At 36.0% G+C, this 17,566-nt stretch carries 13 protein-coding genes; 9 read left to right on the forward strand and 4 right to left on the reverse strand.

What is annotated here, in order from left to right; all coding sequences use genetic code 11:
• Positions 1-7: 7 nt before the first annotated feature.
• A complete protein-coding gene (locus tag ACRD7B_RS08725; protein ID WP_430824133.1) occupies positions 8-739 on the reverse strand; it encodes a helix-turn-helix domain-containing protein in 732 nt (243 codons plus the stop codon).
• A gap of 201 nt (positions 740-940) precedes the next feature.
• Between ACRD7B_RS08725 and ACRD7B_RS08730 the strand changes: the two genes are divergently transcribed.
• The 6 genes from ACRD7B_RS08730 (at position 941) to ACRD7B_RS08755 (ending at position 10,718) form a co-directional block, all read left to right on the forward strand.
• Entirely contained in the window at positions 941-1,339 is a 399-nt protein-coding gene (locus tag ACRD7B_RS08730) for a type III secretion system chaperone family protein (RefSeq protein ID WP_430824134.1), read from the forward strand.
• Positions 1,340-1,343: 4 nt separating this feature from the next.
• A complete protein-coding gene (locus ACRD7B_RS08735) occupies positions 1,344-2,057 on the forward strand; it encodes a PspA/IM30 family protein (protein WP_430824135.1) in 714 nt (237 codons plus the stop codon).
• 121 nt (positions 2,058-2,178) lie between these two features.
• Positions 2,179-2,859 carry a hypothetical protein gene (locus ACRD7B_RS08740; RefSeq protein WP_430824136.1) on the forward strand — a complete coding sequence of 227 codons (681 nt, stop codon included), beginning with the start codon at positions 2,179-2,181 and terminating at the stop codon, positions 2,857-2,859.
• Positions 2,860-2,862: 3 nt separating this feature from the next.
• Positions 2,863-5,007: a hypothetical protein gene (locus ACRD7B_RS08745; RefSeq protein WP_430824137.1), complete on the forward strand. Its 2,145-nt coding sequence runs from the start codon at positions 2,863-2,865 to the stop codon at positions 5,005-5,007.
• Between the two features lie 135 nt (positions 5,008-5,142).
• Entirely contained in the window at positions 5,143-10,038 is a 4,896-nt protein-coding gene (locus ACRD7B_RS08750; protein WP_430824138.1) for a DNA repair ATPase, read from the forward strand.
• Between the two features lie 47 nt (positions 10,039-10,085).
• Positions 10,086-10,718: an energy transducer TonB gene (locus tag ACRD7B_RS08755; protein WP_430824139.1), complete on the forward strand. Its 633-nt coding sequence runs from the start codon at positions 10,086-10,088 to the stop codon at positions 10,716-10,718.
• On the opposite strand, the gene ACRD7B_RS08760 is transcribed toward ACRD7B_RS08755, so the two are convergent.
• Positions 10,715-12,721, reverse strand: coding sequence for a PAS domain-containing sensor histidine kinase (locus ACRD7B_RS08760; RefSeq protein ID WP_430824140.1), 2,007 nt, complete (start codon positions 12,719-12,721; stop codon positions 10,715-10,717). The two genes, ACRD7B_RS08755 and ACRD7B_RS08760, sit on opposite strands and share 4 nt — an antisense overlap.
• A gap of 273 nt (positions 12,722-12,994) precedes the next feature.
• Between ACRD7B_RS08760 and argS the strand changes: the two genes are divergently transcribed.
• A complete protein-coding gene (gene argS, locus ACRD7B_RS08765) occupies positions 12,995-14,788 on the forward strand; it encodes an arginine--tRNA ligase (RefSeq protein ID WP_430824141.1) in 1,794 nt (597 codons plus the stop codon).
• 184 nt (positions 14,789-14,972) lie between these two features.
• A complete protein-coding gene (locus tag ACRD7B_RS08770; protein WP_430824142.1) occupies positions 14,973-15,572 on the forward strand; it encodes a tRNA (guanine-N1)-methyltransferase in 600 nt (199 codons plus the stop codon).
• 65 nt (positions 15,573-15,637) lie between these two features.
• Here the strand turns inward: ACRD7B_RS08770 and ACRD7B_RS08775 are convergent, their stop codons facing one another.
• Entirely contained in the window at positions 15,638-16,009 is a 372-nt protein-coding gene (locus ACRD7B_RS08775) for a hypothetical protein (protein WP_430824143.1), read from the reverse strand.
• Between the two features lie 14 nt (positions 16,010-16,023).
• Entirely contained in the window at positions 16,024-16,536 is a 513-nt protein-coding gene (locus ACRD7B_RS08780) for a hypothetical protein (RefSeq protein ID WP_430824145.1), read from the reverse strand.
• A gap of 57 nt (positions 16,537-16,593) precedes the next feature.
• Here ACRD7B_RS08780 and ACRD7B_RS08785 point away from each other — a divergent pair, with 57 nt between their 5' ends.
• Positions 16,594-17,010, forward strand: a complete 417-nt coding sequence (locus ACRD7B_RS08785) for a DsrE family protein (RefSeq protein WP_430824146.1) — start codon at positions 16,594-16,596, stop codon at positions 17,008-17,010.
• The last annotated feature ends 556 nt before the right edge of the window (positions 17,011-17,566 follow it).

Below are 17,566 nucleotides of genomic sequence, written 5' to 3' on the forward strand. Positions count from 1 at the left end.
TTGCTTATTATAGGGTTCTTTGGATTAATTGCTGAATTTGTTTTTCAAGCTTTAATAGCTTCTCATCATTAGATATGCTCGGTGTTGTGCCAATATATTGGATTATTGGATAGCAATATTCTATTTCATTTTTATTGATGATATGTAATTCTGAATCGATTTCTGTTAAATGTAGACGTTCGTTTGCTAATATATTTAGCTTGCTAATATAAATAGCGTTTTTTGTTTTTATTAGATAATATTGTTGAGTGTTAATTGTATTTGTGTCGGTACAAATAATGATGCTTGTATTGTTTTCGAATATTTCAGGGCTTGTTTTGAAATGAACCTTGTCAATGCTAATGGCAATGTTATCTTGGCTATGCGGTGGAATAGGTATATGTAGAAGTGATGTCGAACCTAAGAGTTGTTTAATACTTTTTTTAATTAATTCACTGGAGTGTGAATACGGGATTTTTCTAATTTCTAATTTTTGCTTAACAGGGCTCTTAAAAACGGGTTCGTTGCCTACGTCGAAATGGTATAAATCATTTACCGTAAGTTCTTTATTTATGAGTTCGTCAATAGTGATGCTAAAATGTTTAGCTACATTATTAATCAGTTCCAGTTTTGGTTCAGCTCTACCTTCTTCGTATGAACCCACGCTAGCCCTTGATAAATCAAAGATATTGGCGAATTCAGTCTGGCTTATTTTTCGTATCGAACGAATCTTCCGTATATTTTTTCCAAAAAAACTCATAAATAATGCTAATTTAATTGGCAGAAATAAAATATTATTCTATATTTGCTATTGTAGTTGTCAAAATAAGAAAAATAAAATGACTATTGCTAATAAATTTAACACAAACATATAATAATTATAAATTAACAATTGATGCTTTATGAAAAGAGAAAATTTTCTAAATTCAAATCCTGAAAAAATTGTTTAAAGAAGCCAACAATGGAAAATCATTTTGAAAAAGTAAAAAATTACCTGTTAGAACTAAATTGTGAAATCATCACCGAACAAGTTGAAGATGGAGTGCTTGTTGTGAATAAGGAAGATGAAGGAATAATGAATTTGGTTCTTGGTTGTGCCGACCCTCTGCTTATTATGGAGCAGTTTATTTTTCAAATGGAAGCAGATAGTTTGCGTGTATTTAAACAACTTTTGATGAAGAATCGTGACATTGTTCACGGCGCTTTTGTTCTCGACGAAACTGGTACAAAGGTGATATTCAGGGATACACTGCAGATAGAGAATCTGGATTTGAATGAGCTGGAAGGCTCGATTAACTCACTTAGTTTATTGCTGAGTGAGTATGCGGAAGAAATAATTAAGTTGTCCTCAAAAAATTAATGTTATGAACGTATTTAGTAGATTATTCAAGATAGGTACAGCGGAAGCTCACTCAGCAGTTGATAAATTAGAAGATCCCATTAAAATGACCGAACAAGGTATCAGGGATTTGAAAAAGCATTTAGATGAAAGTTTGAAAGCGTTTGCAGAAGTAAAGGCATTGGCCATTCGTTCGAAGAATGATTTAGAAACAAATCGCAATCGTGCTAAAGATTATGAGAGCAAAGCCATTCTTTTATTGAAAAAAGCTGAGAATGGTAGTATTTCGGCTGATGAAGCTGATCGATTAGCAACTGAAGCTTTAAGTAAAAAAGAAGAGTGTGTTACATTTGCTGGTGAGAAGCAAAAGGAAGTTGATAAGTTTGATCAGAACATTGCGCAGTTAGATAAGAATATTAAAAGCTTACGTTCGCAAATTAGTACTTACGAGAATGAGTTACGTACGCTTAAAGCTCGTGTAAAAGTTAGCAAGGCAACTAAGAATATTAATAAGCAAATGGCTCAGATTGATTCGGGTAGTACAATAAGTATGCTCGAAAAAATGAAGGAGAAAGTGAACCAGGAGGAAGCTCTGTCTGAGGCGTATGGTGATATTGCCAATGAGTCAAAAAGCTTGGATGATGAAATAAATTCAGCTCTTGGTGGAGAAAATAAGGCTGAAGCTTCTGAATCATTGGCTAAGTTGAAAGAAAAATTGGGTATGAATAAAGAAGAATAAACGATAAAGAGCTTAATGCAAATAATTGTATTAAGCTCTTTTTTAATATACGTCTTGCCATATTATAGCAAAGGCTTAAATATAGTAAGACAAGCTATTACCTAACCTTAAATCCTTATTCATGAAGGAACTATTTGAAGCTGCGTTTTCAGGGGTGAATATTATACCCACTGTTTTATTACTATTGATATTGGTTTATTGGATTTTTGTCATCATTGGTGCCATGGATATGGATTTTCTTGATGTAGACGTTGATACCGATGTTGACATTGATGCGGACGTAGATGTAGATACTGACCTTGATACAGATGCAGATGTCGACACCGATGGTGTCGGATCCGCTGCCTTTCTCAATTCCATACTAATCTTCTTCAACCTAGGCAGAATACCCTTTATGGTGTGGTTAAGTTTCCTGATAATTCCCATGTGGTTTATATCAATCCTGTTTAACCATGTATTTCACAATAGTTCCTTCTTGATTTCATTGATCGCTCTTATCCCCAATTTAATTGTAAGTGTATTAGCCTCTAAAGTATTAACTACTCCCATTGCAGCTCTTTTCGCTAAAATGAAGAAGAACGACGATGATAGTTTTAAATATGTAGGTAAGATTTGCACAGTTTTAATGACGGCTTGCCATAATAAATTTGGACAGGCAGAAATAAAGCGTGAAGGCAATATTTACCGTGTAAACATCTTAACCAAAGATGAAAGTGTAAAGCTCGACAAAGGTCAAACCGCTTTAATAATAGAATACATACCTGAAAAGAAATGTTACTTAGTAGAACCCTATAAAATATAACAAATGGAAATTATTCAATCATTAAGTATTGCTACAGTATTATTAATTGTATTTGTCGTAATTGGAACCTTGGCTCTAATTATAAAGACTTTTCGTAAAGCCACCCAAGGTCAAGCCTTGGTAAAAACTGGTTTTGGTGGAGCTAAAGTCTCTTTTTCTGGTTTGTTTGTAATACCCATTTTTCATAAAATGGAGATTATGGACATCACGCTTAAAACCGTTGTGATTGAGCGTATGGGCAAGGATGGCCTTATTTGTATGGATAATATGCGTGCAGATATTAAAGTGGCCTTTTTTGTTCGTGTAAATAAAACCTCAGAAGATGTTATTCAGGTTGCTCAGTCAATAGGTTGTGTTCGAGCATCTGACCAAAGAGCCCTAGTTGAGTTATTTGACGCTAAATTTTCGGAAGCATTAAAAACGGTGGGTAAGCAATTCGACTTTGTTTCCTTGTACAATTCGCGTGAGAAGTTTAAGCATGAGATTTTAAATATCATTGGTACGGATTTGAATGGATACATTTTGGATGATTGTGCCATTGACTTCCTGGAGCAGACACCGCTTGAATCTTTATCTGAAAATAATATTCTTGATGCAGAGGGTATTAAGAAAATTGTTGAACTAACAGCCGCTCAAAAAATATTATCGAATCAGATTGAGAGAGATAAGCAGAAGACAATTACTAAGCAAGATGTTGAAGCACGTGAAACAGTACTTGAGCTTGAACGTCAGTTAGCCGAAACGGAAGAAAACCAAAAACGTGAGGTTGCTAATATTAAAGATCGTCAGGAAGCTGAGATTAAGAAGGTAGCTGAAGAGCAACGATTAATTGCTGAAAAAGCACGCATAATTACTGAAGAAGAAGTGGCTGTTGCTGAGAAAAATAAGGAGCGTCAGATTGTTATCGCTGAGAAAAATCGCGAACGCGTGGAAGCTGTAGAGACGGAAGCAGTTGAACAGGAGCGTGCCTTGAAGCAAACTGAACGTGAAAAAGTGGTGACACTGGCTCAGATCTCAAAAGAAAAAGAAGTAGAAATTGAGAAGAAGCAAATTCAGGAAGTGATTCGTGAGCGTGTGGAAGTAGAAAAAGCAACTGTAGCTGAACAGGAGAAGATAAAAGATACGCAGGAGTTTGCGACGGCTGATCGAGCGAAGAAAGTGGCGATTACCAATGCTGAAATGGATGCTGAAGAGGCTTTCGTTAAAGAGATAAAGTCAGCGGAAGCAGCTAAAAATGCAGCAGAACACAATGCTAAAACACAAATTATACAAGCCGAAGCTCAGTACGAAGCCGCGGGTAAACAAGCCGAGGCAACTAAAATTTTAGCTGAAGCTAAAGCGGCAGAAGCGGCGGCACTTGGTGTTGCAGAGGCTCAGGTAATAGAGGCTAAGGCTGATGCCCTTGAAAAACAAGGAATTAACGAAGCTAAGGTCTTAGAGGTAAAAGCAGAGGCTGAAGCCAAAGGAACCAAAGCCAGAGCGGCAGCAGAGGCTGAAGCAACTAAGAATGTTGGTGAAGCAGAGGCTGATGTTATAAAGGCGAAAGCAGTTGCGGCTGAAGAAAAAGGACAAGCTGAGAATAAAGTGCTTGATGAGCGTTACAGCGTCGAGGCCAAAGGTATCGAAGAAAAAGGTATGGCCATGAAGAAGCTTGATGATGTTGGACGAGACCACGAAGAATTCAAGTTGAAATTGGATATGCAGAAAGAGCTGGAGTTGGCTCGAATCAATATTCAGAAAGATATAGCAGATGCTCAGGCTAATGTTATTGCGGAAGCACTGAAAGCTGCGAATATCGATATCGTTGGTGGTGAAACAATGTTCTTTGATAAGATTGTAGGATCAATTACACAAGGTAAGCAGGTTGATAAGGTGGTTAACAATAGCGAAATAATCAGCGATATCAAAAATCATTTCTTTGATAGCGAAGATGGAAGCAGCTTTAAAGATCAATTTGCAAGTTTTATTGATCAGTTTGGTATTTCATCTGAGGACGTTAGAAACCTTAGTATAAGTGCCTTAATTGGTAAAATGATGAATGAAAACCCTGATAGCAAAACAAGTAGTATGTTATCGAGCTTGAGCGATATCGCGCGTAGTCTTGGGGTTTCGAATCAAACAGCTCATAACCTAGGTATTCGTTTATAAACATACCAAAGATTGATACAGGTGCCATGTTGGGACGATTTAAAAGATCGTTCCATGGCATTGGTTACCTGTGTTTATTACCCTATTTATACCTTTTCTCTATTACCATAAACATATAAGACTAACTGATATCCTATGTCTGATAAGCCTAATACAGCAAACGAAAAAAATATTCAACTCGAAGAAGGAACTTATGAAATAATTAAGAACCGATTGAGAAAAAATGCTGATGATCTGGGGCAAAGGCTTGATAAGCTCAATGTTTCACGAAAAGAAGTGTTTGGTTCCATCGAGAGTTCACTGGTTGCCACTGATCGTATTAGCACACAAAATAATTGTTCGCCCGTTGATATGGTATCCATTGGAAGTTCAATGATATTTGGTTACAATGTGATTATTGGTCTTAAAACCAAAACATCTTTGGACGATGTGTTTAGTATATATTCATATGAGGATCGTAAGTTTTCAGAACAAAGTTTGTCACTGATTGAGGATGATCAATTTTTAAGTGACTTTGAGAACCTATATGAGTATTATAAAACAACACGATTTATCAAGTTTGCAAGCATAGGGCCACATCTGTATATGGTTTTTCAGATCGGAAAAAAAACGGATGATATTAAGGCTTTTAAATGGTTGGTAAAGGGAGATAAGTTAGAATATAAAGGTAATCGGCATACACATGAATTTGTTTTTCCCGATCAGCACGAGTTTCAATGGACAAAGGCAACGCGCGAGCAGTATGTTTATGGCGAACATCCACATGTATCCATCGAAGATATTGTTTTTGTAGAGGCTGTTGGAGGCGATCTTACCATTAAAATTGAAGACAATACGGATAGCGGTTTAGGTATTTATGCCGAGGAGGTTGAAGTGCCTGATCAAACCCTAGATGATTCCGAAATTCATTATGCCATTGTTGGCAATTTAGTTGTGATACGCATATTGCCCTATAAGGAAAAGGACTTTCGATATTTTGTATACAACTCAAAAGTACAAGAGGTCAAACGAATTGATGCGCTTGAAGATTCCTGTGTATTATTGCCAGATGATCAAGGTTTGATTTTTGCCAATGGTTATTATTTGCAAAACGGACAGTTCAAGGTGTTTGATGGTGATTTTGACAACCTGATGTTTGAGCGTAAAGTAGCATCATTTAATGGTGAGGATTTTCTATATGTCTTTTTCAATCAGGAAGTAGGTACTTACGTCTTGCTCATTTATAATTTAATCAATCAAAAGATTGAAACGCCGCTTATTTGTAATGGTTACTCTATGTTTGATAATGGTGAATTGTGCTATTTTAAAGGACATGAAGAAGCCAGTAAGCATCATACCATACAAGTATGGACAACGCCATTCATGACTTCTGACCACCAATTACCTGCCTCTAATAATTCGCGCCTTTATAAAATTGGAAATAAAGATGTGGTAAAGGCAATGGCGGAGTGTCGTGAAGTTATGTTGCTGGTAAATAAGGATGAAAGTTATAATGATGTATACGGCGATTTAGTTAAGCAGTGTACATCCATTGTAGATTCGTATTACTGGTTGGCCGAAACTGATGCCTTCGACATTAAAAGTCCTTTGTTGGAAATTAAGAAATCGGCTTTTTCAGCAATAAGTGAATATGAGAAAGTACGCAGCATCAGAAAAAGTACAACAGATAGTGTAAACGATGCAGAAGTCAAGGTAAAGGAGATTTTCAGACATATTAGTTCTCAGAATATAACTGACATAGATCGTTATGTGCAGTTGTTGGCTGATTTGCGTGCTGTTAGAGGTGAAATAATAAGCTTGCAGGAACTTCGCTATGTTGATCTGGATTTTGTAAAAGAACTGGAGCAGTCTGTCGAAGAGAAGACCCACCGTTTATCACAGGACTGTGTTACCTTCTTGCTTCGAGACGAGGCCTTGGATGCCTACGAGCAAAAGGTTGAGAAAATTCGTTCATCAGTCGGCGAAATTGCTAAAGTAAGTGAAGCTGATGATCTTTCCGAAGAAATTGTGAAGCTGGCAGGTCAGTTGGAAATGTTGATTGATATTGTAAGTAACCTAAAGATTGATGATGCTACTCAAACTACACAAATCATCAATAATATCTCGGCTGTATACTCCCAGTTTAATATTATAAAAGCCGATTTAAAGAAACAGCGCAAAGGATTAAGAGCCGTTGAGGCGAAAGCAGAGTTTGCTTCTCAACTTCGATTGGTTGAGCAGGGCATGCTTAATTACCTCGATCTTTGTGATTCTCCTGGTAAGGCTGATGAATATCTTTCAAAACTTATGGTACAGCTCGAAGAGTTGGAAGGTAAGTTTTCTGATTTTGAAGAGTTCATGGAATCCATCACGCAAAAACGTGAGCAGGTTTATAATGCCTTCGAATCGAAAAAGTTGAGTTTGGTTGAGAAACGCAACCGAAAAACAACGGCACTTCAATCTTCAGCAGAGCGCATACTTAAAGCCATTCGTAATCGTGTTTCAAAGTTTAAAGAGATAAATGAAGTGAATGGTTATTTTGCTTCGGATTTAATGATTGAGAAAGTTCGTGATGTAATAACTGAGCTGAAAGAGCTGGATGATAACATTAAAGCGGATGATCTTGAAAGTAAATTAAAATCACTTAAGGAAGAAACAGTAAGGCAACTAAAGGATAAGCAGGAGTTGTTTGAAGATGGGTCCAATATTATAAAGTTTGGAAATCATAAATTCTCGGTTAATACTCAAAACCTTGAATTGTCGATGATTAACAAGGATGGTGAAATGTACTATCACCTAAGTAGTACTAACTTTTTTGAGCAAGTTCGTGACGAAAGCTTTTTAGCTACCAAAGAAATATGGAATCAAGTGTTGCCATCGGAAGATAAGAATGTGTATCGTTCCGAATTTTTGGCCTATCAAATTTATACGATGTCACTTGAACAGACAGAGGGCAGTGCATCTCTAAAAGAATTAAAAGAAAAGGATGAGACTCAATTGCAGGAATATGTGCAGGGTGTTATGTCATTGCGATACAACGAAGGTTACTCCAAAGGGGTTCACGATGTGGATGCTGCTTTGATATTAAGGCAAATGCTTAATGTGTATTTTAATGCTGGTTTGCTGCGCTTCTCTGCTGATGCGCGTGCTATGGCTGAGTATTTTTGGAATGCCCATTGCGATGAAGTTCTTAAGTCAGATTTGAACAATAACCTGAAAGGGGCTGGTTTGATTTTGCAGGTTTTTCCGGATACTAAACAGTTCAATTATTTGCTTGATGTGCTCGAAAAGCACTTATGTGAATTTAATAATGAGGAGCAATTGTTTGATGCTGAGTTAATCAAAGATGCTGCTTCATACCTGCTGTATCAAATTGCAAAAGAGGATAACTTTATTTTATCGAAGGAGGCATCTGTTCTGTTTGATGGGTTTCAAGATTACCTTAGAAAGAATCGTGCAAGCAAACAGTTTAAAGCTTCTGTTGAACCCTTGAAAGAAGATAAGTCCAATGCCTATCGCTTGATTCGCAACTGGGTTTCAGCCTATTTTGATGTTGAGAAAAAAGATACGCAATACCTTAACGAAGTAAGTATAAGTCTGCTGTTGGATTCAAGGAAGGACAAAACTTTAATAAATCAATCCGTTAAGTGTCAGCTTGAAGGTTTAAAAGGGAGTCATAATTTGCTACATGGAAAAGCTTATTCTTTTGACTTTAATGAGTTTGTGTCGCGCCTTAAGCACTTTGTTACTATTAAAACGACTTTGTATACGCAATATACAAGACAGAAGAAACAACTAACCGAGCAATTTGCCGATGACTTACGATTACATGAATTTAAACCGCGTGTATTGTCTTCATTTGTACGTAATAAGTTAATCGATAAAGTTTATTTTCCTCTTATTGGTAATAACCTGGCAAAGCAGATAGGAGCAGAGGGAGCTGGTAAACGTACCGATTTAATGGGTATGTTGTTATTAATATCGCCTCCGGGATATGGTAAAACCACCTTAATGGAATATTTGGCCAGTCGATTGGGTATTATATTCATGAAAATAAATGGGCCGTCTATTGGTCACGTAATCACATCACTCGATCCATCTGAGGCGGTTAATGCCGCTGCGCGTGAAGAGTTGGAAAAACTAAATCTGGCTTTTGAAATGGGAGATAATGTGATGATTTATCTGGACGATATTCAGCATTGTAATCCTGAATTTTTACAGAAGTTTATATCGCTTTGTGATGCCCAGCGTAAGGTTGAAGGTGTGTATAAGGGTAAGAGTAAAACTTATGACTTTAGAGGTAAAAAGGTTTGCGTGGTAATGGCTGGTAACCCTTATACCGAAAGTGGTGATAAGTTTAAGATACCTGATATGTTAGCCAACCGTGCCGATATTTATAATATTGGAGATATCATTGGTGGATCGGACGAGGAATTTAAAATGAGTTATATCGAGAATTCCCTTACCTCGAATCCTGTTTTAAATAAACTATCAAGCAAAAGCCAGGCGGACTTATATACGCTTATTTCAATAGCTGAAACAGGACAAAAGGATGGGCATGAGTTTGAGGCTGCACATACGCCTGAAGAAATTAATGACTACGTAGATGTGTTGAAGAAGTTGATTAAGGCGCGTGATGTAATACTAAAAGTGAATTTGGAGTATATTTCTTCTGCAGCACAAGCCGATGAATATCGTACTGAGCCTGCATTTAAGTTGCAAGGATCCTATCGCGATATGAATAAGATATCGGAAAAGATATTGCCGATTATGAATGAGGAAGAGTTGAATACTTTGTTATTATCGCATTATAGAAATGAGGCGCAAACATTAACCACGGGTGCGGAAGCAAACATGCTTAAATTTAAAGAATTATATGGCGTGTTGAATGAAGAAGATAAGCTGCGTTGGACAGAAGTTAAAGAAGCTTTCGTTCGAAATAATAAACTGAAGGGACTAGGTGAAGATGGTCAAACCGCCAACGTTTTAATTCAGATGGAAGAAATTGCTAAGGGTGTGCTTGGAATCAAAGATGAGTTGGGACGTAAATAATTAAGTGTTGTTATAACCTATTAGGGTCTTTAATCGTTATAAACTGTATGAAAGCGCCATATTATATTTTTACACTTGTTTTGCTTTTTACCTGGCTTAGTTCATCTACTTCTCAAGATGTTAAAAAAGTTACGCGTAATTATGGTTTTTTCAAAGAGGTGTATTCTCATGTTAAACCAGATACAAGTATTAAAGAGGGGAGTTACCGATTGTTCTATAAACACCAACTAATTGAGGATGGTAATTATAGAAATGGTAAAAGAATAGGACAGTGGCAATATTATAGTTTTAATAATCTGTTGGAATATGAGTATGATTTCGATTCGGATTCAATTGTCAGAATAGGAAGTAATAACAGAATTATTTCATCTGTTCGAACACCTTGCTTTTATAAAGGCAGTCCTTTGATTCCATATCTTTTTATGGTCGATCATGTTAATTATCCCGAAAAAGCGGTTGATGAAGACATCAGTGGTAGGATAGTGCTTAATTTAATGATTGATAAGAATGGTAAGGTTTATGGCTACTACATATCTGAGAAATTACATCCTCTTATTGATAAGGCAGTTTTAAAGGTTGCATCGGATTTGCCCGATGAATGGGAGTTTCTATCTGCCACAAGAAATGGAGCTCCCATAAAGAGTGAGTATATTATTCCTCTCGAATTCGAAATAGATTAACTCTGTATCAAATCGTTAATAAATAACATTAGATCTTGGGAATTTGATAATACTCTGCCTTTATCCTCTTCGATTGGCGAATAAATAACATTTGTATTACCCTTTTCATATAGTAATATTGGATACTGTTTTTGAACTTGTTCTTCCTCAAATTGCTTAAGACTTAGATCGTGAGGAGTTTCAAGAATGATTACAGCAATGTCATTTGATTCTGGAATGTGTTGCAGAGCCTCTTTGCTATACACACAAATCCTTTGGTGTGTTGGAATAAATGATAAGTGGCTCGATACTTCATCATTATTTCGGTAGATAAGAATCCTTGGTTTATTGAGCTCCGAAAGGTGCGCTATATTGTATTGGGGTATTGTTAGGCGAAAAGTTGAGCCGGCATCTTCCTTTGATTTTAGCCATAAATAACCACCAAGAGACTTCGTCAGGTGTTGGCATATACTTAAGCCCAGACCAGCACCTCCAAAGTCGCGAGAGTTTTCGTCATTGGCTTGCCTGAACTTTTGAAATATACTCGAGGTTTTTTCTTTGGGAATGCCAATACCAGTATCCGATACCATAAATTCAATGGAGCCATCTTTTTGGTATGTGCTTTTTACACGTATTTCTCCCTTGTAAGTAAATTTTACGGCGTTGTTTATTAATTGTCGTAACACTTGTTCAACTCTGTACTGGTCGGTTTCAATAATTGGTGCTGACTCTTCAATTGTGGGATAGTCAATGATAAACTCAACATTTGACTGATTTTGAAGAAGGTTTTTGGCATATTCTTCTAGGGAATGGAAGAGTTCATTTACACTCAGATCCTCATTTTTGAGTTTTATTATGCCAGACTCAATTTTAGAAAACTCCATAATGTCGTTGATCAGATTAAGGAGATTGTTGGCGCTGGATTTTATGATGTTATGAAATTCTTTTCGTTCAAGGTTTGATATCTGATCATCACACATCAATTCGGTAAATCCCATGATACTGTTCATTGGAGTTCTGATTTCATGCGACATATTTGCCAGGAATGATGATTTTAAGCGATCCGATTCTTCCGCCTTTCTTTTAGCTTCTTTCATTTCGGTTTCGATCCGAACCTTCTCCGAAACATCTTTAATTAGAAAGAAATGAACGTTGGTACCATAATAGTCAATTTCGAAAGTGCTGATGCTAACCGGAACCTCATTGTTATTTTGAGTTATTAAATGATTAATAGTTCTAAGTTTATCGTGTTCATTGTTTGGGTTGAAACGATCTTGCATCAGGTCGTGTTGATAGCCTGGCGTAAAGTCAAGAATCCGTTTGTTTTTTAAAGAATTATAATCTATTTCTAATAATTCACAGGCTGCTATATTAGCTTCCAGTATATGGCCTTCGTAATCTTCAACCAATAAAGCAAGGTTAGTTTTGTCTATAATCTCTTTAAAATATTTTTTTCTAAACTCAATATCACTCAGGTTACTTTCAATGTGTGTAATGTTTTCAATTACAATGCTGCAAAGTGATACTTGCAGGTTTTCGAGAATAATAGGTTTAGTGGTAATTTTTAAGGAAGAATGATTAACATGATTTATGGTGTAGCTTTTTTCCCTGTTTAAAGATATGTCGATGTCACTGACATTAATTTTTAATGCTTCGTGCCAAATTTGTTGAAATAGCTCATTTCTGTTTTTACCACATTGAGCAATAAACTGCACATTACTAACACTGATTCGCCCCTCCGAATTTACTATGCAGGCTGAATATGGAATGTGATTAACTATTTGGTAAAGGATGGTGCCAATGTCGGTTGATCTGGTTGAGGTGTGTTGGTTCAAGGAGTGAAGCTTCTGAGATAGGTTCTTGTTTCCTTTTCGATAGTAGGTATAGATAATAAATGCAACTAACGCTGAAAGTAGCAGCGTTACACCAATGCTTAACATATGCGTCAAGTTAAAACCCGAGCTAATGGTAGAAGCATTTTGTGGATGCAGGGCTGTGATTGCTATGTTATGAATAGGTTTCAAATGTTGAATGCTTTAATTAAAATGTTTTCATATAATCCCTTACATGAATAGCTTTGGTTTTGAATTAACAAAATTATAACAATTGATTATATGTAGAAACATTCAAATATTTAAAAATAGTTATAGTCAGTTAAGTTATTAAATAATGTGTTAAAAATAAATTTTTTAATGCATAAACTGATATAGATACCTCAATCGGGTATTCACCTAAAGCATATCTTTATTACCTTTGCAACTTCTATAAATATAGCTTACTCGTAATAATATTGAATAATGGGAATTGAGAATCAATTAAAAACATCTGTAGTAAAAGCAGTTAAAGAACTGTATGGAGCCGAAATAGCATTGGAGTCGATTCAATTGCAGGTTACTCGAAAAGATATGAAGGGCGATTATACCATTGTGGTATTTCCATTATTAAAGGTTTCTAAAAAAAATCCGGTTGAAACTGGAAACGAATTGGGAGCTTTTATTAAAAATGATTGTCAAAATGTATCGGAATTTGATGTAATAAAAGGATTCTTAAATATTCAGTTATCGCATGCTTATTGGATTGATTTTCTTAATAAGATAGGAAATGACGATAGTTACGGGATTAAAAAAGTAACGGATGAATCATCGCAGGTGATGATTGAATACTCTTCACCTAATACAAATAAACCACTTCATTTAGGACATATCCGTAACAACTTATTAGGATATTCTCTATCTCGCATTGTTGAAGCCAATGGTAACAAGGTTGTGAAAACTAATATCGTTAACGACCGAGGTATACATATTTGTAAATCGATGTTGGCTTGGAAGAAGTGGGGAGAAGGTCAAACTCCGGAATCAACGGGTAAAAAGGGTGATCACTTAGTTGGTGATTACTATGTACGTTTTGATCAGGAATTAAAGAAAGAGCAAGCAGCTTTAATTGCAGATGGTGCAAGCAAAGAAGAAGCTGAGGCTAGCTCTCCGTTGATGAAGGAAGCTCGCGAAATGCTTTTGAAGTGGGAAGCTAACGATCCTGAAGTATATGCGCTTTGGGAGCAATTAAATAAATGGGTTTATAGTGGTTTTGCTACTACCTATGAAACCATGGGTGTTGATTTTGATAAAATCTATTACGAATCGGATACCTATAAAACTGGTCGTGACATGGTGCTCGGCGGGGTTGAGAAAGGTGTATTCGAGAAACGCGAAGATAACAGTGTTTGGGCTGATCTTGAGAAAGATGGCTTAGACGAGAAATTGTTGCTACGCGCCGATGGAACCAGTGTGTACATGACTCAGGATATCGGAACGGCTAAATTGCGTTTTGATGATTATAAGATTGATGAAATGGTTTATGTGGTTGGTAACGAACAGAATTACCACTTTAAAGTACTCGCTATTTTATTAGATCGTCTGGGTTTTGATTGGGGTAAAGATTTGGTTCATTTCAGCTATGGTATGGTTGAATTACCCGAAGGTAAAATGAAGTCGCGTGAAGGAACAGTTGTAGATGCTGATGATTTAATGGCAGCTATGATTGATACGGCGCGTGATATGTCGAAGGAGCTCGGTAAATTGGAAGGTTATTCTGAGGAAGAAGCTGAAAAAGTATATAAAACCATTGCCTTAGGAGCCTTGAAATATTTTATTTTAAAGGTTGATCCTCGTAAGAATATGACCTTTGACCCTAAGGAATCAATTGATTTTAATGGTAATACCGGACCATTTATTCAGTATACTTATGCACGTATTCAATCTATTGGACGTAAGGCTGCTGATAAAGGATTTTCAATTCCTGATTGTATTGATTCTACCACTATTTTAAGTGATAAAGAAGTGCAATTAATGTCGATGTTGGCTAATTTTCCATCGGTAGTGAAGGAGGCTGGTAAGGTATATAGTCCGGCTGTAATTGCTAACTATATTTATGATATGGCAAAAGAGTTCAATCAGTTTTATCACGACTCGCCAATTGCTGTTGAGGAAAACGAAGCTATCCGATCAATGCGTTTGTTCCTGTGTAAAAGTGTTGGACAAGCCATTAAAAATGGAATGTGGATGCTGGGAATAGATGTGCCTGAAAGAATGTAATTTATACATCATATATTTGGAAAAGCTTCCTCAGGGAAGCTTTTTTTGTTTCTTCTTATATGATCAGTTCGATAAATAATTGATATTTTTGATTGAAGAAAGTGAGATTATTAAAAAAGTTATGAATTAAAGCAATATTGAGCTTAACCCCAACGTTGCATTAGAGGACGTAAAACTTAGAAATATGAGAAAAATTGGACGGTACGGTATACTATTATTATTTCTTGCAAATACTTTAGTGATGTTTGCACAAACACCCCAGGATGTAGCCGTTTTTGATAGTACTAACGTAAAAGGACAGTTTGATTATGTGATTAAAAAATCAAATACCTTTGAGCAATTCAAAGTTGTAAAAACCTGGTACTTAAATAAGTTGAGAAAGAGTGCGAGCGATAGTATCGTAAATTTAAAAGGTAGTATTAATAAGCATCAAGTAGAGATTGAGCAGCTTAACTTAAATGAGGCGGAATTAAATTCTCAGATAACTGTTTTAAAAACAAATTTAGACACAGTTACTAAAAGCAAAGACAGTATTGCCTTATTTGGAAACGAGTTATCCAAATCGTTGTACAATACCATTATGTGGAGTCTGGTTTTGGGTTTGACTGCTTTAGCGGTTATATTATTTTTACTTTTTAAGAGAAGTAATTCTATTACTAACGAAACAAAGCATCGCTTATCAGAGTTGGAAGAGGAATTTGAAAATCATCGTAAATCAGCTTTAAAGCGTGAGCAAAAACTGGCGAGAGAACACATGGACTTTAAAATGAAGAATAAGTTATAAACTTAAAACAGCTTCTCATTATACATCAATAAAAAAACCACCCTTTGAGGTGGTTTTTTATATTTTTAATCTTCGTTGGAATTAAGCCATTCAATGGCTGCATCCTTTGTTGAGAACTGTTTTCGATTTATTCGCTCATTAGTTGGTAACCATGAGAAAAGCATAGCATAAGCTGTTACCTTAGGGTCTTCGACCAAAAAGGCAGTTTTTACTGAGCTTAAATCTAATGTTGACTTTTCAGCAATGGCCGACAATTTATTAATGTCATCAAGGTGTAAATCTACATTAGCTTGTGTGAGATCATAAAAAATCTTCAAGTCTTCCGGCCGATTCTCTATCTCTGAAAAATCTTTCAGAAATGTGAGTAAATCTTTCAGTTCGATGGTTCCTGATAATGAAACGTGAAATATATTATCAATAATGGCGTACGAAATCATTTCTTAAGTGCTGTTTATTTGTTCTGGTTTAACCAGTTTTTTAGTGTTTCTGCAGTAATAATACTGGTAAGTATATCAATGTTTGTTTGATCTGGTAAATTCTTTAAGAATTTCTCAATGTCCTCTTTTTCGGTGTTTTTATCTTGCAATAATTGCTTTAAATTTCTAAGCGACGATCCGGTTAGTTCATCCTCAAAGGGCGTCCAGATAAAATCAAATTCCTCATTTCTCGTATTATCATCAGGATTTGGCTCCGTTTGAATTTCAAGTTGCTGAATAATAACGTTCATGCAAGCTTTACAATCTTCCTTTAAAGGGTCGGCCTTACCCGATTCATCGCGAAGTGCCCAACTATTGTATTCGTAATTAAGAGCCGCTATTGCTTTTGATTGAACAGAATGACTACCGAAGATGGAGTCAATGATAATTGAACTGGCTTTTTTCCAGGATGATAGGTTGAAGTCACGATCATCTATTTTATTTAATTGCTCGTTCAATAATTGTATGTACAATTCTTTTTGGCTCATAGTTGCCTTTTAAGTGAAATGAGATGATATTTGATTGAAATATATAAAGAATATGATATGAAATTACGATTGATTGCCTTGTTTTTGATGATATTACCAATTATGGGGATAACAGCTAAGAAAAAAGAGATGAGAGAAAATGATAAGTTAATGGTTATTTGGAGTAGTGGTGATCCGGATGTGGCTTTTAAAGTTTGTTTGATGTATACACATGCCGCCAAAAAAAGGGAATGGTTTAAAGAAGTGCATCTTGTTATCTGGGGGCCATCTGCCAAGTTATTGTCTGAAAACGAAGAGATCAAAAAGAAAGTGCTGCAAATGAAGGAAGATGGAGTGGTGCTGGAAGCATGTGTTAATTGTGCCAATATGTATGGCGTAGCTGATGAGTTAAGTGATATGGGTGTTGATGTAAAAGGTATGGGTGTACCTCTAACTGAACGATTAAAAGCCGATTGGAAACAGTTAAATTTCTGATGCATTGCTGTTGAACTGCCCTTTCAGGGCGTATTAATACTTTACTGCATTACCCAAGGTTATCACCTTGGGCTTAATTGAAACTGGCTTTCAGCCATAAAATAAGTTACGACTCAATTATTTTTATTGGTCTTTAAGCAGATGGTGTAATAGTTATGTGGTGTGATATGAAAATTATAATGTCATAGCAAGGCTGAAAGCCTAGCCTTAATTCAACCTGAGGTTTATCCTCAGGTTATGAAACGAGTAATTTGTAGCGTCCTGAAAGGGCAATTAAATAATTGATTAAGATTCGATCCTTACCATATATTTAAGTGGTTAGACTGAGAATGAACTGTCCTTACAGGACGAACTTAAACTTGATATTTATAACGCAAGGTTAACACCTCGGGCTTAATTGATAATGGCCTTCAGCCATAAAATAAGTTACGACTCAATTATTTTTATTGATCTTTAAGTAGGTGGTGTGATATGAAAATTATAATGTCATTGCAAGGCTGAAAGCCTAGCCTTAATTTAGCCTGAGGTTTATCCTCAGGTTATGAAATGAGTAATT

Origin of the sequence: Carboxylicivirga fragile (assembly GCF_050589805.1) — a bacterium.
GTDB lineage: Bacteria > Bacteroidota > Bacteroidia > Bacteroidales > Marinilabiliaceae > Carboxylicivirga > Carboxylicivirga fragile.